This is a genomic window from Embleya sp. NPDC020630 (genome assembly GCF_044334985.1).
Classification (GTDB): Bacteria; Actinomycetota; Actinomycetes; order Streptomycetales; family Streptomycetaceae; genus Embleya.
Genome location: NZ_JBIRUB010000008.1, coordinates 232,260 through 253,929, shown reverse-complemented (window position 1 = coordinate 253,929; position 21,670 = coordinate 232,260). Strand labels below are relative to the sequence as shown.

Annotated in this window: 17 protein-coding genes; 7 read left to right on the top strand and 10 right to left on the bottom strand. The window is 72.3% G+C overall.

Annotation, left to right across the window (positions count from 1 at the left end; translation table 11 throughout):
- Positions 1 to 158 precede the first annotated feature (158 nt).
- Together ACH4XV_RS27155 and ACH4XV_RS27150 are read right to left on the bottom strand one after the other, a co-directional pair.
- Entirely contained in the window at positions 159 to 1,529 is a 1,371-nt protein-coding gene (locus ACH4XV_RS27155; RefSeq protein WP_395794139.1) for a hypothetical protein, read from the bottom strand.
- Between the two features lie 209 nt (positions 1,530 to 1,738).
- Complete coding sequence (locus tag ACH4XV_RS27150) at positions 1,739 to 3,115, bottom strand: transcriptional regulator (RefSeq protein WP_395794138.1); 1,377 nt, start codon at positions 3,113 to 3,115, stop codon at positions 1,739 to 1,741.
- Between the two features lie 444 nt (positions 3,116 to 3,559).
- Between ACH4XV_RS27150 and ACH4XV_RS27145 the strand changes: the two genes are divergently transcribed.
- The gene (locus tag ACH4XV_RS27145) at positions 3,560 to 4,216 is read left to right on the top strand and encodes a bifunctional DNA primase/polymerase (protein WP_395794136.1); all 657 of its coding nucleotides are present in this window, start codon (positions 3,560 to 3,562) and stop codon (positions 4,214 to 4,216) included.
- A 125-nt stretch (positions 4,217 to 4,341) separates the two neighbouring features.
- Here the strand turns inward: ACH4XV_RS27145 and ACH4XV_RS27140 are convergent, their stop codons facing one another.
- On the bottom strand, positions 4,342 to 5,031 hold the full coding sequence (locus ACH4XV_RS27140; protein WP_078976746.1) for a metal-dependent transcriptional regulator: 690 nt from the start codon (positions 5,029 to 5,031) through the stop codon (positions 4,342 to 4,344).
- Positions 5,032 to 5,303: 272 nt separating this feature from the next.
- On the opposite strand from ACH4XV_RS27140, the gene ACH4XV_RS27135 reads away from it, so the two are divergent.
- The 3 genes from ACH4XV_RS27135 to ACH4XV_RS27125 all read left to right on the top strand — a co-directional run bounded on the left by ACH4XV_RS27135 (position 5,304) and on the right by ACH4XV_RS27125 (position 8,277).
- Positions 5,304 to 6,638, top strand: a complete 1,335-nt coding sequence (locus ACH4XV_RS27135; RefSeq protein ID WP_395794134.1) for a cryptochrome/photolyase family protein — start codon at positions 5,304 to 5,306, stop codon at positions 6,636 to 6,638.
- An 80-nt stretch (positions 6,639 to 6,718) separates the two neighbouring features.
- The gene (locus ACH4XV_RS27130; RefSeq protein WP_395794132.1) at positions 6,719 to 7,465 is read left to right on the top strand and encodes a sugar isomerase domain-containing protein; all 747 of its coding nucleotides are present in this window, start codon (positions 6,719 to 6,721) and stop codon (positions 7,463 to 7,465) included.
- Between the two features lie 8 nt (positions 7,466 to 7,473).
- Complete coding sequence (locus ACH4XV_RS27125; protein WP_395794130.1) at positions 7,474 to 8,277, top strand: hypothetical protein; 804 nt, start codon at positions 7,474 to 7,476, stop codon at positions 8,275 to 8,277.
- A 456-nt stretch (positions 8,278 to 8,733) separates the two neighbouring features.
- Here ACH4XV_RS27125 and pdxH read toward each other — a convergent pair whose 3' ends face one another.
- The gene (pdxH, locus tag ACH4XV_RS27120) at positions 8,734 to 9,372 is read right to left on the bottom strand and encodes a pyridoxamine 5'-phosphate oxidase (RefSeq protein ID WP_395794456.1); all 639 of its coding nucleotides are present in this window, start codon (positions 9,370 to 9,372) and stop codon (positions 8,734 to 8,736) included.
- A 392-nt stretch (positions 9,373 to 9,764) separates the two neighbouring features.
- On the opposite strand from pdxH, the gene ACH4XV_RS27115 reads away from it, so the two are divergent.
- The gene (locus ACH4XV_RS27115; RefSeq protein WP_078976741.1) at positions 9,765 to 10,877 is read left to right on the top strand and encodes a citrate synthase 2; all 1,113 of its coding nucleotides are present in this window, start codon (positions 9,765 to 9,767) and stop codon (positions 10,875 to 10,877) included.
- Between the two features lie 249 nt (positions 10,878 to 11,126).
- Here ACH4XV_RS27115 and ACH4XV_RS27110 read toward each other — a convergent pair whose 3' ends face one another.
- Entirely contained in the window at positions 11,127 to 11,969 is an 843-nt protein-coding gene (locus ACH4XV_RS27110) for a (2Fe-2S)-binding protein (RefSeq protein WP_395794128.1), read from the bottom strand.
- Between the two features lie 145 nt (positions 11,970 to 12,114).
- Positions 12,115 to 13,671, bottom strand: coding sequence for an APC family permease (locus ACH4XV_RS27105; protein ID WP_395794126.1), 1,557 nt, complete (start codon positions 13,669 to 13,671; stop codon positions 12,115 to 12,117).
- Between the two features lie 219 nt (positions 13,672 to 13,890).
- On the opposite strand from ACH4XV_RS27105, the gene ACH4XV_RS27100 reads away from it, so the two are divergent.
- Entirely contained in the window at positions 13,891 to 14,838 is a 948-nt protein-coding gene (locus tag ACH4XV_RS27100; RefSeq protein ID WP_395794124.1) for a threonine/serine dehydratase, read from the top strand.
- A gap of 115 nt (positions 14,839 to 14,953) precedes the next feature.
- On the opposite strand, the gene ACH4XV_RS27095 is transcribed toward ACH4XV_RS27100, so the two are convergent.
- The gene (locus ACH4XV_RS27095; RefSeq protein ID WP_395794454.1) at positions 14,954 to 15,397 is read right to left on the bottom strand and encodes an NUDIX hydrolase; all 444 of its coding nucleotides are present in this window, start codon (positions 15,395 to 15,397) and stop codon (positions 14,954 to 14,956) included.
- 255 nt (positions 15,398 to 15,652) lie between these two features.
- Complete coding sequence (locus ACH4XV_RS27090) at positions 15,653 to 16,942, bottom strand: transcriptional regulator (protein WP_395794122.1); 1,290 nt, start codon at positions 16,940 to 16,942, stop codon at positions 15,653 to 15,655.
- 113 nt (positions 16,943 to 17,055) lie between these two features.
- Between ACH4XV_RS27090 and ACH4XV_RS27085 the strand changes: the two genes are divergently transcribed.
- On the top strand, positions 17,056 to 17,709 hold the full coding sequence (locus tag ACH4XV_RS27085; protein WP_395794120.1) for an ATP-binding protein: 654 nt from the start codon (positions 17,056 to 17,058) through the stop codon (positions 17,707 to 17,709).
- A 457-nt stretch (positions 17,710 to 18,166) separates the two neighbouring features.
- Here ACH4XV_RS27085 and ACH4XV_RS27080 read toward each other — a convergent pair whose 3' ends face one another.
- Both ACH4XV_RS27080 and ACH4XV_RS27075 read right to left on the bottom strand, forming a co-directional pair.
- Entirely contained in the window at positions 18,167 to 18,445 is a 279-nt protein-coding gene (locus ACH4XV_RS27080; protein ID WP_395794118.1) for a hypothetical protein, read from the bottom strand.
- Positions 18,446 to 18,777: 332 nt separating this feature from the next.
- Positions 18,778 to 21,624, bottom strand: a complete 2,847-nt coding sequence (locus ACH4XV_RS27075) for an FAD-binding and (Fe-S)-binding domain-containing protein (RefSeq protein WP_395794116.1) — start codon at positions 21,622 to 21,624, stop codon at positions 18,778 to 18,780.
- Positions 21,625 to 21,670: the final 46 nt, after the last annotated feature.

Sequence of the window (21,670 nt, the reverse complement as noted above, 5' to 3'; positions counted from 1 at the left end):
GCGGGAGTTAGCGCGTGGGTCGATGGGCGGGTCGGCGGCCGGGGCCCTGCGCCGGTGTGCGCGGCCCACGCGGCTCGGGACGGTTCGCGTCGGCGGCGCTCGGGTCGCCGGCGCGGCGCGGTGGGCGCTCGGAAGTCGCCGGCCGGCCCGGCGGTGGCTCAGAAGTCGCCGGCGCTGCGCTTGCCGAGGTTGTTGTCGGCCGCGATCGGGTTCCACAGGCCGACCACCTTGTTCTTGGCGGTGGTGGCCCGGCCGCCCGCGCGGTCGGCGGCGCGCTTGTGGTCGGTGTACTCGGCCTTGTGGTCCTTGCAGCCGCCGCGGGCCATCTCGGTGCCCCAGGCCGCGAGTTCGCGGTCGGACTCGGCGGAGGCGGTCCACGCCTCGCGCAGTCCGGCGACCAGGTCGGCGCCGCGGGTCAGCTTGTCGGTGGCCAGCTTGTCCAGGCCCGCGAGCTGCTCGTCGCGCTGCCGGGCCGCCTCGTTGAGCGACTGCGCGCCGGCCGCGGGGTCGTCGCACTTCTGGATCTTCTGCACGGCCTGCGACACGACCTGTCGGGAGCCGGCCCCCGACTGGAGGAGGCGGTCCACGGCGGACGCCTGCGCGGCGCTCTCGCTCGCCTTGGCCGGCGGCGCCGACGTCCCGGGCGCCGCGCTCCCGGACGTCTCCGGCTTCGGACCGGCCGTCACGGCGGCGCCCTTGTCGGCCTTGTCGCCCTTGTCGTCGTCGCCGAACGCGCCGCTGGCGAACACCCCTATCGCGGCGACCACCACGAGCGCCCCGACGCCGGCGGCGATCAGCGGCGTGCGGCCCCGGCCCGGACCGGGGTCGCCGTGCTCGACGGTGCGCGGCCCGTACTGCGGGGCGGCCGGTTGCGGCGCGGCATATCCGGCGGACTGCGCGGCGGGATATCCGCCGGACGGCGGCGCGGGCTGCCCCGAGTAGGCCGGCCGGACCGGCGGCGCGGGAATGCCGACCGGCCCCGTACCGGCGGACGGCGAGCCGGCCACCTCGTCCCGGAACAGGCTCACCTCGAACACCTGGGTGGGGTCGGCCGGCCCCGCCGGCTGCGGCCCGGTCCCGGGCGGCGCCAGGGGCGAGCCGACAGCGGCCCCACCCGGCGGCGTATGCATCGGCCGCGGCGGCACCTGCCCGGGCGCGGCCGGCGGCTGCGCCTGTCCCGGCTCGGCCCGAAACAGCCCGTTCGCATCGTGCTGTTGCTGCGGCTGGGGCTGCTGCGCCGGATACGGCTGCTGCCCCGGGTAGCCCTGCTGCCCCGGAAACGACTGGTTCCCCGCATACGACTGCTGCCCCGCATACGGCTGCTGCTGTCCGGGATACGGCTGCTGCTGCCCCGGATACGCCCCCTGCCCGTACTGCTCCGGCGGCCCCTGATCCGCGTAGTCGTCGAACCTCGGCAACACCTCGGTCTCGTCGCGCGGGAGTTCGAGCGGGCCGAAAGGCGACGGCCCCGGCTGCCCGCCGTTCGGACCGTGTCCGCCCGTGCCGCCGTCCGCTGCACCGGATCCCATGCCATCCACCCGTTCGTCGCCTCGAAGCCGTCGCACCGGGGCGTCGCGCGACCGGCCGGATCGTCCGGCGGCCGCTCCCCCGGTCCGCCCGACGGTAACTCAGTCGTTCGAGTGACGAACAGCGGCGCATGCCGCGACCGGGCCCCGGCAAGGGTGTTCGGCGACCCCGGCGAGACGGCCCGCCGCAGGTGGGCGGCGGGGTCGGGCGATCAGACGGGGACCGCGTGCACCGCCTCTGCGAATTCCCGGACCAGGGGTTCGTCCCGATACGGCTCGAGCCGGCGCTGGAAGTCCTTGAGGTATTCGAGCCCGCGCGCCGAGTGCAGCCGGCCCACCAGGTCCAGCGCCTCCGCGCCGACCGCGCACGCCTCGTCCAGCCGGTTCTGCTGCAGGTGCGCGGTGGCCAGCAGGAGGGTGTCGACCGCCCGCCGGCGCACCCGCGTGTCCGCGTGCCCCTCCAGCGCCGCCCGGGCCGCGGCCTCCGCCTGCCGGGGCCGGTCCAGGTCGCGGTAGCAGTGCGCGAACTCGTCGGACAGGTACGCCTGCGAGAAGTGGCTTATCCACGCCGGGTCCTCGTCCGGCAGCGCCAGGTCCATCGCGGACTGGGCCCGGGCCAACGAGCCCTCGCACGCGCGCGCGTCGCCGAGCAGCGCGTGCCCGCGCGCCTCGGCGGCGTGGAACATCGCCTGGGTGGTCGGCGTGGCCTCGTGCTTGGCGCCCTCCTGCGCGGCGCGGGCGAGCTGGGTGATCTCGCGCGGATTGCCCAGGCTGCCCGCGAGATGGCTCATCCCGGCGGCCAACACGTAGCCCCCGTAGGCCCGGTCCCCCGCGGCCTGGGTCAGCCGCAGCGCCTGGATGTAGTAGCGCTGGGCGAGTCCCGGCTGGCCGGTGTCCACGGCCATGTAGCCGGCCAGCTCGGTGAGCCGGGCCACGGCCGCGAAGAGGGCACGCCCCGTCTCGTCGGAATAGGTCCCGTTGAGCAGCTGCGTCACCACACTGCCCAGGTAGTGCACCACGACCGGGCGGATGTGCCCGGCGCCGAAGCGGTGGTCGAGCGCGGACAACATGTCCGTGGTCGCGCACACCGCCTCGATGTCCGAGACGCCCACGCGCGGTCCGCCGATCCGGGCCACCTGCGGATCCGGCTCGGTGATCAGCCAGTCCCGGCTGGGCGCGACCAGGGCGGCCACCGCGACCGAGGAGTTGAGCAGGAAGTCGCGCCGGTTGACGTCGCTGCGCCACAGCTCGGTGACCACCTCGACGGTGGCCGCGGGGGTCGCGGCGAACTGGAGGCCGACGTTGGTCGCCAGGCTGCGACCGTCGGCCATGCCGATCTCCTCGACGGTCACCGGCCGGCCGAGCTTGCGCCCGATCGCCTCGGCGATCAGGTTCGGCACCGCGCCGCGCGGCTGCTGACCGCGCAGCCAACGGGCCACCGAGGTCTTGTCGTAGCGCAGGTCCATGCCGTGTTCGGCCCCGCACATGTTGACCCGTCGGGCCAGCCCCGCATTCGAGCAGCCGGCCTCCTGGATCAGTGCCGTCAATCTCTCGTTGGGCTGCCTCGTCGCCTGCGTTCGCGCGGCCATCGGTGTTCCCTCCCCGACCGTTGGTGCGGGCTTGCGACATGCGGGATCGGCGCGACGGGGGCTTGCCCGGTCCGTCGTGTGCGCGCCCGATGCCTGGTGAGTCCGGTGTGCGTGTCGAGCGGACGTCGCCCGTCCGCCGGGGCCCCTGGTACGGGGAATCGCCGTTGCCGCCCGGCAGTCGGACGAGTGCTTCATCCGCGTACGGAGCGTAGTGACCCGTATAGAGCAGCGGATAGGGCACCCTTCACTGCGCCCCCCGATCTGCACCCATGCGCCCCCCTTGCGCCGGATGGCCGGCGATGATCCCATCGCCCCTGATCACCCGGTTTCCGTCGGCCGGCGCGCGCCCGCGCGGCGTGCGACCCGGTGCCGGTGCCGGTGCGCCGTACGGGTGGCCGCGAGTGCGCCCGCGCCCGGCCGTAACCATCCCGTGGTCCTACAGTTGTGCAGCACGTGGAAGACACCCTGGGGGCCCGGCAGATCGCCCGCGACACGCTTGTAGAGACCGCAGTCCGCTACGCCGAGGACCGGCACTGGGACGTGGTTCCCGGCGCCTCGGTGGTCGAGCACAGCGCGGGGCGTCGGTGCGACTGCGGCCATCCCGGGTGCGCCACCCCCGGCGCGCATCCGATCCTGCGCGACTGGGCGGTACAGGCGGCCAGTTCGCCCGCGCTGGTGCGGCGCTGGTGGGGCGAGCACCCCGACGCGGCGATCCTGCTGCCCACCGGGCGCGGGTTCGACGTGATCGACGTCCCGGAGCAGGCCGGCTGTCTGGCGCTGGCCCGGCTGGAGCGGATGGGCCTGCCGCTCGGCCCGGTGATCGCCACCCCGACCCGGCGGCTGCAGTTCCTCGTACTGCCGGGCGCACGGGACAAGATGGGCGAGATGTTGCGCCGGATCGGCTGGAACGCCACTTCGATCGACCTGATCCCCAAGGGCGAGGGCGACTGGGTGGTGGCCCCGCCGTCGCGCATGGGCACCTCCGGCAGCGCCGCGTGGGCGCGCGAACCCACCGAGCTCAACCGCTGGCTCCCCGAGGCCCGCGAACTGGTCAGCCCGATCGCGTACGCCTGCGGCCGGTCGATGGCCGAGGCGCGCTAGCGGGCGAGCGCACGGGACGTACGGCGAAGGGCCCTCGCCACCGAGTCGTCTCGGTGGCGAGGGCCCTCGCGCGAACCACGGCCGGCCGGCCGCGAGCGACGCGCGCCGCGGCCGGCGAGCCGCGCCTAGCGCGCCGCCACGAACACGTGCGAGGCGACCTCGGGGGGCAGCTCGGCGGCCTCGCCACCGCTGCCCGCCATCACGCCGCCCGCGGACTCGTGCACACTCACCACCGCACCGGGACGAATCCCGGCCCGGCGCAGCGTGTACATCAACTGCGCGTCGGTTTGCAGCGGCTCGCCGAGCCGCCGCACCACGACGTTCTTTCCTTCCGGCCCCGCCGACTCGAGGAGCGTGACGAGGCCGCCTTCCTTGAAGGAGTCGGCGTGCAGTTCCCGGTCCAGTTCCTCCAGGCCCGGGATCGGGTTGCCGTAGGGCGATTCCTTCGGATAGCGCAGCAGTTCGAGCAGGCGGCGCTCCACCTGCTCGCTGATCACGTGCTCCCAACGGCACGCCTCGGCGTGCACCTGTTCCCAGGGCAGCCCGATGACGTCCACGAGCAGGCACTCGGCGAGTCGGTGCTTGCGCATGACCCGCGTCGCGATTCCCCGCCCCTCGGCCGTCAGTTCCAGATGACGGTCGCCCTCGACCGTCAACAACCCGTCCCGCTCCATTCGTGCCACGGTCTGGCTCACGGTCGGCCCGCTCTGTTCGAGCCGCTCCGCGATCCGCGCCCGCAGCGGGACCACACCCTCCTCCTCCAGCTCGAAAATCGTCCGGAGGTACATCTCCGTGGTGTCGATGAGTCCACTCACGACCAGCGGCTCCGTTCTTGGTGGTCCTGCCGTGCAATTCTGACGCACCTGGACCGCCGATGCGGACGTCCGGCCGATCGGGTCCCCGCGGCGTTTCCCGGCACACGCCGTCCCGTGCGCTTTGCCGCGTCATCCGTACGTGTGCCCGGCCCCGGCGGGTACACGCTGTCGGGTGCGTAGGGTCATAACGTTCCGATATGCCATTGCCATCCCGGAAGACCTCGCGTCACGCGGAATCCACCGATCGAGTGCGCCGCGTCCATGTTCTCTGGTTGCGTCGCGATCTGCGGCTGTCCGATCACCCCGCGCTGCACGCCGCGGCCGGCACCGGCTTTCCCGGTACCGGGGACGGAGCACCCGCCCGGGTGTTGCCGCTGTTCGTGCTCGACCCGGCGGTGTGGGGCGCCGCGGGGCCGGCGCGCCGGGCGCACCTGGCCCGCTCGTTGCACGCCCTCGACGCCGATCTGCGCGAGGCGGGCGGGCGGCTGGTGGTGCGCGCGGGCGAGCCGGCCCGGGTACTGCCCGCGCTGGTGCGCGAGAGCGGCGCCGCCGAGGTGCACGTCACGGCGGACTTCGGTCCCTACGGCCGGACCCGCGACGCGGCCGTGGCCGAGGCCCTGGACGTACCGTTCCGCGCCACCGGATCGCCGTACGCGGTCGCCCCGGGCCGGGTGCGCAAGGCCGACGGGACGCCGTATCGGGTGTTCACCCCCTTCCTGCGCGCGTGGGCCGAGCACGGGTGGCGCGAGCCGCTGCCGCGACCGACCGACCTCGCCTGGGCGCACGCCGACTCGGACGGCCTGCCCGCCGCCCCCGAGCCGGCCGGGGTGGACCTGCCCGAGGCGGGCGAGCGGGCGGCGCTGGCCGCCTGGCGGGAATTTCGCGCGCACGGCCTGGACCGCTACGCGGAGCTGCGGGACCGGCCCGACCTGCCCGGCACCTCGCGGTTGTCGGCGCACCTGAAGTTCGGCGAGATCCACCCGCGCACGCTGCTCGCCGACTGTCCCGACGCCACGTTCCGGTCCGAGTTGGCCTGGCGCGAGTTCTACGGCGACGTGCTCTGGCACCACCCCGAGACGATGCACGAATACCTGAACCGGGACCTGGCCGGCATGGCCTACGACACCGGACCGGACGCCGACGCGCTCTTCGACGCGTGGCGCGCGGGCCGAACCGGCTTCCCGTTCGTGGACGCGGGCATGCGGCAGCTGCTCGCCGAGGGCTGGATGCACAACCGGGTGCGCATGGTCGTGGCGTCCTTCCTGGTCAAGGACCTGCATCAGGAGTGGACGCGCGGCGCGGCGCACTTCATGCGGCACCTGGTGGACGGCGACCCCGCGTCCAACAGCCACGGCTGGCAGTGGACCGCGGGCTGCGGCACCGACGCGTCGCCGTGGTTTCGCGTGTTCAATCCGATCCAGCAGGGGCGCCGGTTCGATCCGCAGGGCGACTACGTGCGCCGGTACGTGCCCGAGTTGCGGCACATCGCGGGCCGCGCGGTGCACGAGCCGTGGCGGATCGGGGTCGACGGCTATCCCGATCCGATCGTGGAGCACGCCGAGGAAAGACGCGTCGCACTCGACCGCTACCAGGCGATCCGGCGGTAGGGTGCCGGATCCGCGTTCGCGCGGCGGATCCGTATACGAAGCTCCGAGGACGAAGTTCCTGACGAACGGGAGGACCGGGGATGGTCGAGCTGGGCGCACGCTACCTCGACGCGGCGATCGGGCTGCTGGAACGGCTGCGGGACGTCGAACTGCCCACGATCGACCGGGCCGCGGATCGGATCGCCGCAGCCCTGGCGGAGGGCGGCCGGCTGTTCGTGTTCGGCGGCGGGCACTCCGCGCTCGCCGCGCAGGACGTGGTCTACCGCGCGGGCGGCCTGATCCTGGCCAACCCGCTGATCGCCCCCGGCAACGAGCTGACCGTGCGTCCGATCACCGTCAGCAGCGCGGTGGAGAAGCTGGCCGAGCTGGCCGGTCCCGTGCTGGACGGCGCGGGGGTGCGCGAGGGCGACGCGCTCGTGGTGATCTCGCTGTCCGGGCGCAACGGGCTGCCGGTGGAGCTGGCCCGCCGGGCGCGCGAGCGCGGCGCGCTGGTGATCGGCCTGACCTCGGTCGAGGCCAGCGAGGCCGAGCCGGCGCGGCACCCGTCGGGCACCCGGGTCCTGGACAACTGCGACATCGTCCTGGACACCGCGATCGCGGTCGGCGACGCCGCGCTGGAGGTGGAGGGTGTGCCCCAGCGGATCGGCCCGACCTCGGGTGTGGTGTGCTCGGCGGTGATGCAGACACTCATGGTCGGCGTGATCGGCCACCTGGTCTCCCGGGGGATCGAACCCCCGGTGTTCATGTCCGCGAACATCGACGGCGGCAACGCGTGGAACGAGCGGTTGCTGGCCGAACACGCGGACCGGATCTTCTACCTGAGGTGAACCCGGCAGTGCATCGCAACGCACGGTCCCACTCCCCCGAGCAGACCTCGTCCGGCGCGGGCGGCGCGGCCGACCCCCGCTGTGCCCCGCTGGTCGTCCCCGGCCGCTTCAACGGGCCGCCGGGCATGGGCAACGGCGGCTACCTGGCCGGCCTGCTGGCCACGCGCGCGGTCGGCGGGATCGCCTCGGGGGTGGCCGTGACGCTGCGCCGCGCGGTGCCGCTGGACCGTCCGCTGGCCCTCGCGCACGACGCGGCGAGCGGGACGCTGACCCTGGCGGAGGACGCGGGGGCGATCGCGGAGGCCATCCCGGTCGACCCCGCACTGCCGCTGCCCACCCCGATCGACCCGGTCACCCCCGCCGAGGCGGCCGAGGCGAGCCGGTCCTACCCGGGCTTCGCGACGTGGAACCCGTACACCGACTGCTTCGTGTGCGGCCCGGGTCGGGCCGAGGGCGACGGCCTGCGGCTGTTCCCGGGCATGCTGGCCGACCGCCCGGACACCAACGCGTGCGTGTGGACCCCGCACGGCTCGCTGGTCGCGCCGGACACCGGCCAGGTGGCACCGGAGTTCGTCTGGGCCGCGCTGGACTGCCCCGGCGGCTGGACCGGCATCGACCGCGACACCGCGCTCCTGCTCGGCCGGATGACCGCGCACGTGTACGCGCTGCCCTACCCGGACGAGCCGTGCGTGGTACTCGGCCGCCTCCTGGGCCGGGACGGGCGCAAGGTACACACCGCCACCACGCTCTACGACGCCGAGGGCCGCCCGGCCGCACACGCCGAACAGGTGTGGATCGCGCCGCGCACCTGACCCACCACACCGCCCGCCACGGCTTTGTCGGGGGCAGGGGGGCATCCCCACATCCAAGCCAGTGCGCCCTGCATCTATTCCTGGATCCGGTGTGGGATCGGGCACCCCGTAAATCCGTTGCACCCGCCCCGACGCCGATCTAATCTCGCTGGCACACGGGAGAGGAGGTGGTCTGAAGTTGCATAGCATTCGGACGCGTGAGGTGGCTGCCCGCTAGCCGCCACTCCGGTTTACCGGCTCGGCAGGCCCCGTCGTGAGTGCACCGCGACGGACGCAGGCAGGCGGCCGGCAACACCAGGCAGACACCCGACCCGCAGGTCGCCGGGATCGTCCCCCGGCCTTCGTCCCACCTCACCGAGGTGGACGGAGAAGCGACCTGCGGGTCGCTGTCGTTTCCGGCCGCTTTTCAGAACCCACGGCAGGAACCGCCGGCCAGACCCACCGGCAGAACCCGCCTCACGGGCTCAGTCGCTCGATCCGCCACGACGCGTCCCCGCCGCCGTCGCCCTCGCGCAGATAGCGCAGCCGGTCGTGCATCCGGTTCTCCCGCCCCTGCCAGAACTCCACCGTCTCGGGCACCACTCGAAAGCCGCCCCAGAACTGCGGCACCGGGATGTCGTCGATGTCCGCGAACCCCGCCTCGGCCTCCGCGTACCGCTTCTCCAACTGCTCGCGCCCGGCGACCGGCCTCGACTGCTCGCTCGCCCAGGCACCGATCCGCGAACCGCGCGGTCGGGAGCGGAAGTACTCGGTGGTCGCCTCTCGGGACACCCGTTCGGCGGAACCGGTGACGATCACCTGGCGGGCCAGCGCGTGCCACGGGAAGAGCAGGCTCACCGCCGGGTTGGCGCCGAGCTCGACGCCCTTGCGCGAGCCGTAGTTCGTATAGAAGACGAAGCCCCGCTCGTCGAACTCCTTGAGCAGGACCGTGCGGGTGCTCGGCCGCCCGTCCGGCGTCGCGGTCGCGACCACCATCGCGTTCGGCTCGGGCAGCTCGGCCCGGGCCACCTCGGCCAGCCAGGCGGTGAACATCGGGAAAGGGGTCGAGGGCAGGGCGCCGACATCGATGCCCTCGCCTCGGTACTGCCGGCGCATCGCGGCAAGCTCGGTGAACTCCACGGACAACGAGTACCACTCGGAGCCGACCGGCGGCACGACCACCCCCGACCGGGTGACGTCCGGCAATCCCGTCCCGGGTGGGTTTGTGCCCCACCTCACTCGCCCCGGAGTGTTCCGAAGTAGGTCGTCTCGATATCGAGAGATATCCTGAACAACGGACTTCGATCGGCCCATACCTTCAGGCGAGGCACCATCCCGGCCTCGCCCGGACCGACCGGAACACCTCCCCGAAACACCGGTGGATCCCAGGTGCGAAGCCTGATCGGCACCCTGCTCCCCGGCCTCGTTCGGGGGAAGACACGGTGTGGCGGGGCGGGGTATGAAGGACCCGGCCACAAGTCAGTCGAGATCGCATGAGGAGCCGCCTGATGTCCGAGTTCGTACCCGGGCTCGAAGGAGTCATAGCGTTCGAGACGGAGATCGCCGAACCCGACAAGGAGGGTGGCGCGCTCCGGTACCGAGGTGTGGACATCGAGGATCTCGTCGGCCACGTCTCGTTCGGCAATGTGTGGGGCCTGCTGGTGGACGGGGCGTTCAACCCCGGCCTGCCGCCGGCCGAGCCGTTTCCGATTCCCATCCATTCCGGCGATGTCCGCGTGGACGTGCAGAGCGCGCTGGCCATGCTGGCTCCGGTGTGGGGTCTGAAACCGCTGCACGACATCGACGACGCCCAGGCGCGGGACGACCTCGCCCGGGCCGCCGTGATGGCGCTGTCGTACGTCGCCCAGTCGGCCCGCGGCCTGGAGAAGCCGATGGTGCCGCAGAGCGAGATCGACAAGGCGCAGACGATCGTCGAGCGCTTCATGATCCGCTGGCGTGGCGAGCCGGACCCGCAGCACGTCAAGGCGGTCGACGCCTACTGGACGTCGGCGGCCGAGCACGGCATGAACGCGTCGACGTTCACCGCGCGCGTGATCGCGGGCACCGGTGCCGACGTCGCGGCGTGTCTGTCCGGCGCGGTCGGCGCGATGTCCGGCCCGCTGCACGGCGGCGCGCCCTCGCGCGTGCTGCACATGATCGAGGAGATCGAGCGCACCGGCGACGCCACGGCTTACGTCAAGGGTGTTCTGGACCGGGGCGAGCGCCTGATGGGCTTCGGCCACCGGGTGTATCGCGCCGAGGACCCCCGTGCGCGTGTGCTGCGGCGCACGGCCAAGGAGTTGGGGGCACCTCGCTACGAGGTGGCCGCGGCGCTGGAGAAGGCGGCGCTCGAAGAGCTCCAGGCTCGGCGTCCCGACCGGATCCTGGCCACCAACGTGGAGTTCTGGGCCGCGGTGATGCTGGACTTCGCCGAGGTGCCGGCGCACATGTTCACCTCGATGTTCACCTGCGCCCGCACCGCCGGGTGGAGCGCGCACATCCTGGAGCACAAGCGCACCTCGCGCCTGGTCCGCCCGGCCGCCCGCTACATCGGCCCGGGCACCCGCCCGATCACCGAGGTCGCAGGCTACGACGACACGGTCCGCAACCTGAAGCACTGACCGGCGGGCATCGATCACCGAGCACGGATCGCTGCCGCCCGAAACCCCGAACGAAGCCCCGCCCCACCCGAGGGAGCGGGGCTTCGTCACGCCCAAATCCGAAACCGAAACCGGGTCCGGATCCGCACCCGCACCCGCACCCGACCCTCGGCCGCAGGGCCCGATCAGGCCGCCCCACCGCCGTAAATCCGCAGCCTTCGCGGATAACGCAACGGGTGGGCGGGTGGGCACAAACCCCGCGAAGCGGGGTCAGCCACGCCCCTCCAGGATGGCCACCTGCCGCGCATCCGACGCCCGCGGACACGTACTGCACAGCGCGGCCGAATCAAGCGTGTACCAAAGACAGCACACGCTCTGCGTGCGATTGCAGTGGCTACGCCCCTCGGTCCCCGCAAGCACCCGAAAGCCCGCCTCCCGCTTGAAGCGACCGACATCACCCGGAAGCAGTTCCCCCAGTTCGCGCACCGCGCGATCGCCCTCACCCAGCGTGCGCCCCAGATACCAGACGCCGCTCACCACCTCGTCGGCCACCATCGACCACAACACCCGCTCGCCCCGACGCAGATGCGGTCGGAACGCGACCAGCAGCGGCTCGACGTGTTCGGCCACCCGATCACGCAGCAGCGCCCGCAGCGCCGCCTCGTCGGCCACCACCCGCGCGCCGGGCGCGTTCGCGTCGGGGTCGTCGGGCAGGCAGGCGAAGGTGTTCGAGGTGACGGTGAAGGAGCGGCCCACCCGCTCCGGCCCGGGCGCGATCCACACCTCGTCCAGGGCCACCAGCGGGACCCGGCGGCACAGGAACCACGGGCCGGTCAGCATCAGGCAGGCGTACCAGGCGTAGCCGTGCAGCGCCCACATCGCGATCGCGTCGGCGCGCGGCTCGGCCGCCAGGGTCGCGCCGATCCGGGCGCGCTCGGCGGCCAGCATCTCGGCGAGCACGTCGGGGTCCTCGGCCATCCGCGAGGCGTGCAGCATGCCGACGGCGGGACGTCCGGGCTCGACCGTGATCAGTGGACACGCGGCACCGAGCGCACGGAAGGTCTCCGCGAACGCGGGGCACGGCGCGGGCTGACGAAGATCGAGCACGGACATGATCCGAAGGTAAGCCTTGCCTAACCTCGTGTCCACACGCGTCGGCCCGACATTCCCCCCTCGGGGTCGGCTCCACCCTTCCGGGGGAGCCGTTCGCGGGGCGCACGATCCACGCGCGCGCCCCGCGAACGACCCGACGCGCGGGTCAGGAGCGTACCGACACCGGGGCGTCGTCGGGGTGTTCGTCTTCGTCCCGTTCGCCGGCCTCCTCCAGGATGATCCGGCCCATCAGTTCGTAGCGTTCCGGGCTGCGGGCCCGCATGTACAGCGCCAGCGCGATGCCGCCGACGAAGACGCCGCCGACGATGTACGGGGTGAGCGTGAACAGCAGCGAGTCGGAGGCGGCGCCGGCGGCGGTCTCCATGTTCTGCAGGAGCAGCACCACCACCGCGATCATCGCGATGCCGCCGAGCAGCGGGGCCAGGAAGGTGCGGAACCAGTGCGCCGTCTCGGGGTGGTTCCTGCCGACGTGGAAGTAGCCGATCACCGCGAACGAGCACAACGTCTGCACGATCAGGATGGCCATCGTGCCGAGGATCGCGAGCAGTGTGTAGAGGTGTATGTACGGGTCCTGATCGGTGATCAGGAACAGCAGCACGATGCCGGTGGCGATGATGCTCTGCACGAACGAGGCGAAGTACGGCGAGCCGTGCACCGGGTGGGTGTTGCCGAGTTTGCGGGAGATGAAGCCCTCGCGGCCGATCGCGTACAGGTAGCGCGCCGCGCACTGGTGGAAGGCCATGCCGCAGGCGAACGAGCCGGTGATCAGCAGCCACTGGAACCAGTCCACCGCCCAACCGCCGATGAAGTCCCCGGTCGGGCCGAAGAAGACGTCCAGCGGGGCGGATCCGCTCGCGATCTCCTTCGACTTCTCCAGGCCGCTGCCGTCGATCGCCATCCAGGAGACGAACACGTAGAACAGGCCGACGCCGATCACCGAGATCAGCGTGGCGCGCGGGATGACCTTCTTCGGGTTGCGCGACTCCTCGCCGTACATGGCGGTGGATTCGAAGCCGACCCACGACCAGAACGCGAAGAACAGACCGAGCCCCGCCGCGCCCTTGAACGCGTTGGCCGGGTTGATCGGCTCGGCGGACAGCCCGTCGGGCCCGCCGCCCTGGACCAGCACCGCGATCGCCATCGCGGCGAGCACCGCGACCTCGGCGACCAGCAGCACGCCGAGCAGGCGCGAGGTGAGGTGGATGTCGAACCAGGACAACACAGCGGTGACCGCGAGCATGCCCAGGGCGTAGATCGACCAGTTGAGGTCGACGCCGAACTGGGCGTTGACCGTGGTGTCCGCGAAGTAGGCGAAGATCCCGACGATGGAGGCCTCGAAGACCACGTACGCCAGCACCGCGAGCAGTCCGGAGGCCATGCCCACGACCCGGCCCAGGCCGTGTGAGATGTAGCCGTAGAAGGCGCCCGCCGAGGTGATGTGCTTGGCCATCGCGACGTAGCCGATGGAGAACACGCTGAGCACCAGGGTCGCGAACAGGTAGCCCGCGGGGGCGCCGATCCCGTTGCCGAAGCCGACCGCGATCGGCAGGTTTCCGGTCATCGCGGTGATCGGCGCGGCGGTGGCGATCGCCATGAACACGACGCCGACGAGCCCGACCGAATTCGCCTTCAGGCGTTGGACCTGCGGTGCTGCCGGGGATGCGACCTCGGGGGTTTGTCCCGCGTCGAAGTGGCCGGACATCCCACCTCCCTACTGTGCGTGGGGAAAGAACTGATGGCGTGTCAGCTTCGACCCCGGGGCCACACCGTCACAATTGACAGCCTGTCAGGGATCGGACCGATTCGCCCCTTGCGCTGTCGGCGCGGTGACACGCCGTGCGGGAGCCTTCCCGCATTGCCACCGGATCGACCCGCCGGGTGCCGGGACCGGGTGGGCCGGCAAGCCATAGGGTCGGTCGTCATGGATACCGCCACGCCGGAACTGACCTATGGCGACATCAGGAACGCCGCCGAGCGCATCGTGGGGCTGACCCAGCCGGTCACCCTGATGCCCATCCACCCCTCGCCGCACGTGTGGCTGGCGCTGGAGTACATCCAGCACACCGGGTCGTTCAAGGCGCGCGGCGCGGCGAACTTCACCACCGCGCACATCGAGGCGGGCACCATGCCCGAGGCCGGCGTGGTGATCGCCTCCGGCGGCAACGCGGGGCTGGCCTGCGCGTGGGCGGCGCGCAGCGCGGGGGTGCGCGCGACGGTGTTCCTGCCGGAGACGGCGCCGCGGATCAAGGTGGAGCGGCTGCGCTCGTACGGGGCCGACGTGCTGCTCGTGGGCCGGGAGTACGCGGACGCCCTGGAGGCGTCCACGCGGTTCGCCGGGGAGACGGGCGCGCTGTTGTCGCACGCGTACGACAATCCGCTGATCGCGGCGGGCGCCGGCACGCTGGTCCCGGAACTGGTCGCGGGGGTGCCGGGCAAGCTGGACACGGTCATCGTCGCGGTGGGCGGCGGCGGCCTGTTCGCGGGTGTGGCCACCGCCGCCGAGGAACACGGGATCCGCACGGTGGCGGTCGAGCCGGAGAACTGCCGCGCCCTGAACGCGGCCCTGGAGGCTGGCGAGGTGGTCGACGTCCCGGTCGACTCGGTGGCCGCCGACTCCCTGGGCGCCCGCCGCGTCTCCACCACGGCCCTGGCCACCGCCCGCCGCACCGGCGCCTTCTCGGTCCTGGTCTCCGACAAGGCCATCGTCGAATCCCGCCAGGCCCTGTGGGACAACTTCCGCATCGTCGTGGAACACGCCGCCGCCACGGCACTGGCCGCCTTGTCCACAGGCGCGTACACCCCGGCCCAGGGCGAAAAGGTCGCCGTAATACTGTGCGGCGCCAACACCGACCCGGGAGATCTCGTCTAGCCGACACCCCCGAGGTGGCGACCACTCGCGCGGGGTCGGTCGCCACCCTCGACGAGCGAGCCGGCCAGGGGTGCATCGGGTCGTCGCAGCGGTCCGTGCGCGTCCTGACCGCATGTCAGTCCCGCCGGTTGCCTCCGTGCCCCGGCCGGTGGATGCCGAGGTAGTAGGCGATGGCGGTGAGGGACGGCCCGTCCGAGATCTCGCCGGTCGCGGCCAACTCGGCGACCTTCTCGATCGGAAGCCATTCGACCAGGGACGCCTCGCTCGGGTCGGTCGGCGGGCCGATGTAGCGACTGTCCGTGGCGTGGAAACCGGTGAAGCGCATCGTGGAGATGCCCGAGAGCGCGTTGTAGGCGGTCATCCGCTGCACCCGCCCGGGACGCCAACCGGTCTCCTCCTCGATCTCCCGTCGGATGGCCTGCTCGGGATCCTCTCCGGGATCCGACCAGCCGGCCGGCACCTCCCATCCCCAGGCGTCGGGGATGAACCGGTGCCGCCACAACATCAGGATCCGCTCGTCCTCGTCGGTCACCACGGCCGTGTTGGACGCCCGCGGCATCGTCAACACGTGATGATCGACCCTCCCCACCCCGGGGATCTCGACGTCGTCGACCCATACATCGACGTAGTCGCTTCGGTAGACAGGACGACGTCCATGGCTCTTCCAGCGCACGCGGGTGGTCCTCCAATGGTCGGTTGCCGCTTGGGCGCCGCGAACACGCAAGGAAACAAAGGAAACATCAGGATCATCGAAGTCATCGCCCGTGGGACACGGCGACCGGCGGCGAGAATCCTGCGCTCGTTGCCGAACATCTCAAGTGGCCTCGGCACGGGGTCGCTTCAACTCTTCGTATGCGGCTCCGAGTTCGGCTGCTTCCGGGAGGCCTCGGGCTTCGACGGCCTTGACGACTTCGAGGGCTCGCCAGTGGCTGGAGGGGGCGACTCGGCCGGAACGGATCGCGCGGTGGGCGGTGGCGCAGGCTTCGTCGAGGCGTTCGTGGGTGAGCAGGATCAGGGCCAGGTCGAGGTGGGCGACGGCAGCTCGGCGGGTCATTTTGGTGTCCGGGGTCGGGGTGAGTCGGGCGATCACCTCGCGTGCGTAGTCCTCGGCGGCCGGGTCGCCGAGCCAGGAGAGCGTGGTCGCGGTGTAGGACGTCGATTTGTCCGGGTCGTAGTGGTAGTGGTGCTCCGGGCGATCCGTCGGCGGCAGCCGGGACACGAATGCGTGGACTCGCGCTATCGAGGCGTAGGTTTCCCGAGGCAGGCCCAGCCGGGCATGCGCGCGCCCTTCCTGGGCGGTTGCCTGGATGGCCACCGAACTTCCCTTCGGTGCCAGGGCCTTGGCGGCCCGGGAAAGCTCCAGGCAGCGCCGGTGGTCGCCTCGGACGAGCGCCCTCCAGGCGTCTGTTTCATGGCACCACGCTTCGAGTTCGGGCCGGTCGGCCTGCCTGGCCAGGTCCACGGCCGTTCTCAGGCCGGCCGTGGCCGCCTCGTGCCGTCCGAGGTCGATCTGTAGCGTCGCGCCGATGAGGGACAGCCGGCCGGCGACAGTGACCAGACGACGATGCTCGGCCAGTGTCTTGCGGGCGGCGAACAGGTGCGACGCATAGGACAGATACCGGCGTGTTCGCACGAGGAGATCACGCGGGGGCAGCCGCGCATAGTCGACCGCAAGTTCGTCGAAGGCGCTCTCCAGCCGGTTGAGCGTCTCCTCACCCACGTCGCTCGCGGCGGCCCGGCGGCCCAACTCCACCGCGTCGAGTTCGTCATCCGTCACCGAGGTCTCCGGGGCGCCCGCCGCAGACCCGGGGGCCGATTCCCAGTCGCGTGGCGCGATGCCGATCATGGCCCCGGGCACTCGGAGGGCATCGGCGATGCTTCGCATCTTCTCGACGGTGGTGACGCGGCCCTCGCCCCGGGCAAGGGTGCCGACCCTTTCCGCTTTGATGTCGCACGCGTCGGCGATCTTCTGGTAGCTGATGCCGCCGTACTTGCGAGCCAACCGAAAGACCGTGCCGAAGTCGTGATCACGCAGGGCGCGGCGCACATCCTCACGGTCGAGCACGTGACGCGGCAGCGCGGCGGGTGTTACGTCGGTCGTCACGACTCGCAGACCTCCTGGTCGCTGCTTCGTCACACCGTGTGGCGAGTCTACCCACGGGGAGCATCCCCATCGTGGGCTGATCAACGATCCTCCGGGCCGGCCATGCTCGCTCCATGGCCGGAACACAGGCGGGACAGACACGAATTCGACATGTGATCAAGCGGGAGTCGGCTGAGCGGGAAAAGTCGGACAAAGCTCCGGAGCAGGCGTGGTTGGAGGCTGACGGGCTGCTCAGTCCTGGGGAGCGGTGGTTGGGGGCTGTGCTTCGGGGGCCGGGGTGGGTGCCGGTCTGGGTTCGGCAGCGGGCTTGGGAGGCGCATCCGGAGGCGATGCGACAGGTGCGGGCGTTGACGTGGGCGGCTATGGCGGATTGGAATCCGCTGGAGTTGACCGACGATGCGATGTTGTGCGCTTCGGAGTTGGCGACGAATGCGATCGTGCACGCGGGGGTGCCGGATCGGCAGGTGGGGTGGATGCGGCGGTCGTTCACGGTGCGGTTGTCGTTTTGGCCGAAGCGGGCGGTGGCGATCGAGGTTCGGGACGACGATCCTCGGCCGCCGGTGGTGCGACGGCGGTGGGTGATGGAGCCGTCGGCGGCGGCGCCGGAGCGGCTCGGCGGGTCGTTGCGGGGGTTGCGGATGGTGGAGGCGGTCTCGGATCTGGTGTCGTGGGGCCCGGTCGGGACGGGCGGCAAGGCCGTGTGGTGCCGCTTCGACCTCGAACCACGGGGACTGGCACGGCCGTTCACGATGATCGGAAACCGCTGACGGCCACCGGTGCCGTCGGGGAGGGTGATCGGATGGATGACACGACGAACCGCCCGACCGGTGACGCCTCCACGCGATCCGCGCCGGATCGCACCGGCGACGACGTCACACCCGCCGAGCGGCGTGCACGGGCCGTTCGGCGAGCCTGGCATGTGCGAGCCGCGCGGGAGTGGGATCACGAGGAGTGGTGGCGGCTTCGTCAGGCGGAGAAGCGCGGTGACGCGTGATCTTGTCCCGTCTCCGACCGCTCGGGATCGGTACTCGTCGGGTGCGCGCCTTGGCCGGCTCTCACGCATTGGTTCGCCTGCCAATGCGCCCACAGCCACCTCGGCCCACGGCAGCCCGGCCACCGGTCACCGGTCACGGCGCGCGTCGGCTCCCGGAGCCCGGCGTGGCACAGACCCGTCCCGCCGCTCATCCGGCGGAATCCGAGCGACGTGTGTGCCGAGCGTCAGGGTCAGGCGGCTGTGGGAGGCAGGGCGGTGGCGTCGATGCCCGATGCTCGGAGTCGGCGGGCCAGGTGCTCGACCTCGGGGAGGGTGCCCGAGTGGGTGCCGGTCAGTACCCGGTCCAGGGCGGCTCGGACGTCCGTGAGGTCGAGGTTCAGTTCGGCGCGCAGCACCTGCATGAGCTTGGCCCTCCGCGCGCTCGGGATCACCCGCAACGTTGCCTTTCCGTGCTCGGAGAGCAGCCGATTCCGCAGGTGGGCGGGCAGATCGCCATCGCATGTCGCCACCGCGAATCCGCACGTCGTGCACCGGCATTCGACATCCCAGCGGAGCGAATCGTCCACCAATGCCTGGACGCCCCACCACTCCGCTTGCGCCGCGCAGTCCTGACACACGACGAAATACCTGATCGACGCCGAGACCACCTGTTGCAAGACCCCACCCCAACCCTTCGACACGGACGAGGCCGAACGGCGCACCCGGCCGCCGCCCCGCCGTAACACCCCATCACGCCTGGGTCTCTCGCGCCCCGCCGCTCGACCGCGCCCTGCCGCCCAACCGCATGGCCTCACCCCCCGGCCCCGTGTGCCCCGCCGCCCGGGCCGTTCGCGGCGCCGCGTCAGGCCCCGCGCGCCCCTGCGCCCGGGCGCAGGGCCTCGGCCAAGACCTCCGCCAAGTGTTGCGGTCGGCGGTTGCTTACGTGGGTGATCTGGGTGTGGCAGCTGAAGCCGTCGGCCAGTGTGAGGGCTTCCGGGGTGGCCGCCGACAGCGCCGGCACCAGGCGGTCGGCTGCCACCGCTCTCGACAGGTCGCCGTGGGCCGCCTCGTAGCCGAAGTTGCCGGCCAGGCCGCAGCAGCCGCCCGCCAGGTCGCCGGTCAGGCCGGCTCGGGTGCGGAGGCGGCGGTCGGCGGCGTCGCCCAATACCGCGTGCTGGTGGCAGTGGAGTTGGCCCGTCACCTCGCGGTTCACCGCCGGCGGCGACCAGTTCGGGGCGTACTCCTCCAGCGCCTGGGCGAAGGTCCGCACCGACTCGGCCAACCCCGCGGCGGCCTCCGCGCCGAGCAGTTCCGGGACATCCGTCCGCAACGCCGCCGCGCAGGACGGTTCCAGGCCGACGATCGGCAGGCCGGCGTCCAGAGCCGGCCGCAGCGTGCGCATCGTGCGGGCCATCACCCGTCTCGCCACGCCCAGTTGCCCGGTCGACACCCACGTCAGCCCGCAGCACACCGACCCCGGCGGCACCACCACCTCCAGCCCGGCCGCCTCCAGCACCTCGACCGCCGCGCGCCCCACGGAAGGCCTGAAGCGATTGGTGAACGTGTCCGGCCACAACACCACCCGAGGCCGCGAACTCCCCACCACCCGAGGCCGATCGCGCCACCACCGGGTGAACGGCACGGCGGCGAACGGCGGAATCTCCCGACTCCGGTCCAGCCCGGCCGCCCCCAACGCCACCCGCCGCACCGCCGGCACCCCCGTCACCGCGTTCACCGCGCCCGCGAGCCCCGGCACCGCCCCCACCGCCCGCGCCCACAGCGGCAGGTTGCCCAGCGCGTAGTGTGCCGCCGGCCGCACCCGGCCCCGGTAGTGGTGGTGCAGGAACTCGGCCTTGTACGTGGCCATGTCCACATCCACCGGACAGTCGCTGCGGCAGCCCTTACAGGACAGGCACAGGTCGAGCGCGTCGCGCACCTCGGTGGACCGCCAGCCGTCGGTGATCACCTCGCCGATCAACATCTCGTGCAACAACCGGGCCCGGCCGCGCGTCGAATGCGCCTCCTCGCCGGTAACCCGGAACGACGGACACATCACCCCGCCCGACGCGTTCTCCGCCGACTCGCGGCACTTGCCCACGCCCACACAGCGCCGCACCGCCGCCGCGAAGTCGCCGCCGTCGGCCGGATAGCCGAACTCCACCGACACCGCAGTACGCATCCCGGTGAACCGCAGATCGCCGTCCACAGGGTGTGGACGAACCAGGACGCCCGGATTCAACAGCCCCGCCGGATCCCAGATCGCCTTGAACCGGCCGAACAGTTCGACGATCTCCGGCCCGTACATCCGGGGCAGGAACTCCGCCCGGGCCTGCCCGTCCCCGTGCTCCCCGGACAACGAACCCCCGTGCGCGACCACCAGATCGGCCAGGTCGCCGGCGAAGGCCCGATACGCGGCGACCCCGCGCGTGGTGAGCAGGTCGAAGTCGATCCGGATGTGTACACAGCCCTCGCCGAAGTGCCCATACGGCAATCCGCGCAGCCCGTGCCGCCGCATCAGCTCGGCCAACTCCCGCAGATACGCGCCCAGTCGCTCCGGCGGCACCGCCGTGTCCTCCCATCCCGGCCACGCCTCGGAGCCGTCCGCCATCCGCGTCGCGGTGCCCGACGCCTCCTCTCGGATCCGCCACAGTGCCCGCTGCCCGGCCGGATCGGTGACCACGAGCGACGGCCCGCCGCCGGCCAACTCGCGCGCCTTCCCGGCCGCCTCGGCGACCGTGTCCCCGCCCACCTCGACGAACAACCAGGCCGCGCCCGGCGGCAGCGCCACCCCCCGCGCGGAGGACGCGAGCGCGACCAGACCCGCGCTCAGGCTCTCCACCGTCAGCGGCCCGTACCGCAACAGCATCGGCGCCGCGTCGGCCGCCGCGAAGTCGTCGGCATACCCGAGCACGGCCAACACACGCGCCTTCGGCGCCTCGACCAGGCGCACGCCCGCCCCGAGCACGACCGCGCAGGTCCCCTCTGTACCGACCAGCGCCCGGGCCAGGTCGCGCCCGTGCTCCGGCAGCAGCCGATCCAGCGGGTAGCCGGAGACCCGGCGCGGCAGCGCCGAGAAGCCCCGCCGGATCAGCGCCAGGTTGGCGTCGGCCAGCGCGATCGCAGCCGCGTGGATCTCCGCCGCCCGCCCCGTGGTCGGCACCGGCTCGCCCCGCCCAACCCGCATCCGGGTGCCGTCCACCGTCGCGATGTCCAGCCATTCGACGTTGGCGCTCGTCCGGCCCCACGCGACCGAGTGCGACCCGCACGCGTCGTTGCCGATCATGCCGCCGAGGGTGCAGCGGCTGTGCGTGGAGGGGTCCGGGCCGAAGGTCAGCCCGTGTCGGCCCGCCGCCCGGCGCAGGTCGTCCAGCACCACGCCGGGCTCGACGTGCGCGATCCGCGTCGTCGGGTCGACCGCGTGGATCCGGTTCAGGTGCCGCGCGAGGTCGAGCACCACGCCATTGCCCGTGGCCTGCCCGGCGATGCTGGTGCCGCCGCCGCGTACCGTCACCGGCGCCCCGAGTTCGTGGCACACCGCCAGCGCGGCGACCACGTCGTCCGCGTCCAGCGGGGCGACCACGCCCGGCGGCACGTGGCGGTGGTTGGAGGCGTCCATCGAGTACAGCGCCCGGGCCTGCGGATCGAACCGCACCTCCCCGCGCACCCGCGCCCGCAACGCCTCTTCGAGATCCCCGAGCTGTGTCGTCACCCCGCCATCCTCACCCGAACCGGCCCCGGCCAGGGCGCGCGACCCC

Bases quoted from the DNA above. Each gene is read 5' to 3' on its own strand.
- ACH4XV_RS27130 (WP_395794132.1), top strand. From the start codon at position 6,719: ATGGTCGAGCTGGGCGCACGCTACCTCGACGCGGCGATCGGGCTGCTG.
- ACH4XV_RS27100 (WP_395794124.1), top strand. From the start codon at position 13,891: ATGGATACCGCCACGCCGGAACTGACCTATGGCGACATCAGGAACGCC.
- ACH4XV_RS27155 (WP_395794139.1), bottom strand. From the start codon at position 1,529: ATGGGATCCGGTGCAGCGGACGGCGGCACGGGCGGACACGGTCCGAAC.
- ACH4XV_RS27105 (WP_395794126.1), bottom strand. From the start codon at position 13,671: ATGTCCGGCCACTTCGACGCGGGACAAACCCCCGAGGTCGCATCCCCG.
- ACH4XV_RS27115 (WP_078976741.1), top strand. From the start codon at position 9,765: ATGTCCGAGTTCGTACCCGGGCTCGAAGGAGTCATAGCGTTCGAGACG.
- pdxH (WP_395794456.1), bottom strand. From the start codon at position 9,372: ATGCGCCGGCAGTACCGAGGCGAGGGCATCGATGTCGGCGCCCTGCCC.
- ACH4XV_RS27085 (WP_395794120.1), top strand. From the start codon at position 17,056: ATGGCCGGAACACAGGCGGGACAGACACGAATTCGACATGTGATCAAG.
- ACH4XV_RS27150 (WP_395794138.1), bottom strand. From the start codon at position 3,115: ATGGCCGCGCGAACGCAGGCGACGAGGCAGCCCAACGAGAGATTGACG.
- ACH4XV_RS27110 (WP_395794128.1), bottom strand. From the start codon at position 11,969: ATGTCCGTGCTCGATCTTCGTCAGCCCGCGCCGTGCCCCGCGTTCGCG.
- ACH4XV_RS27095 (WP_395794454.1), bottom strand. From the start codon at position 15,397: ATGCCGCGGGCGTCCAACACGGCCGTGGTGACCGACGAGGACGAGCGG.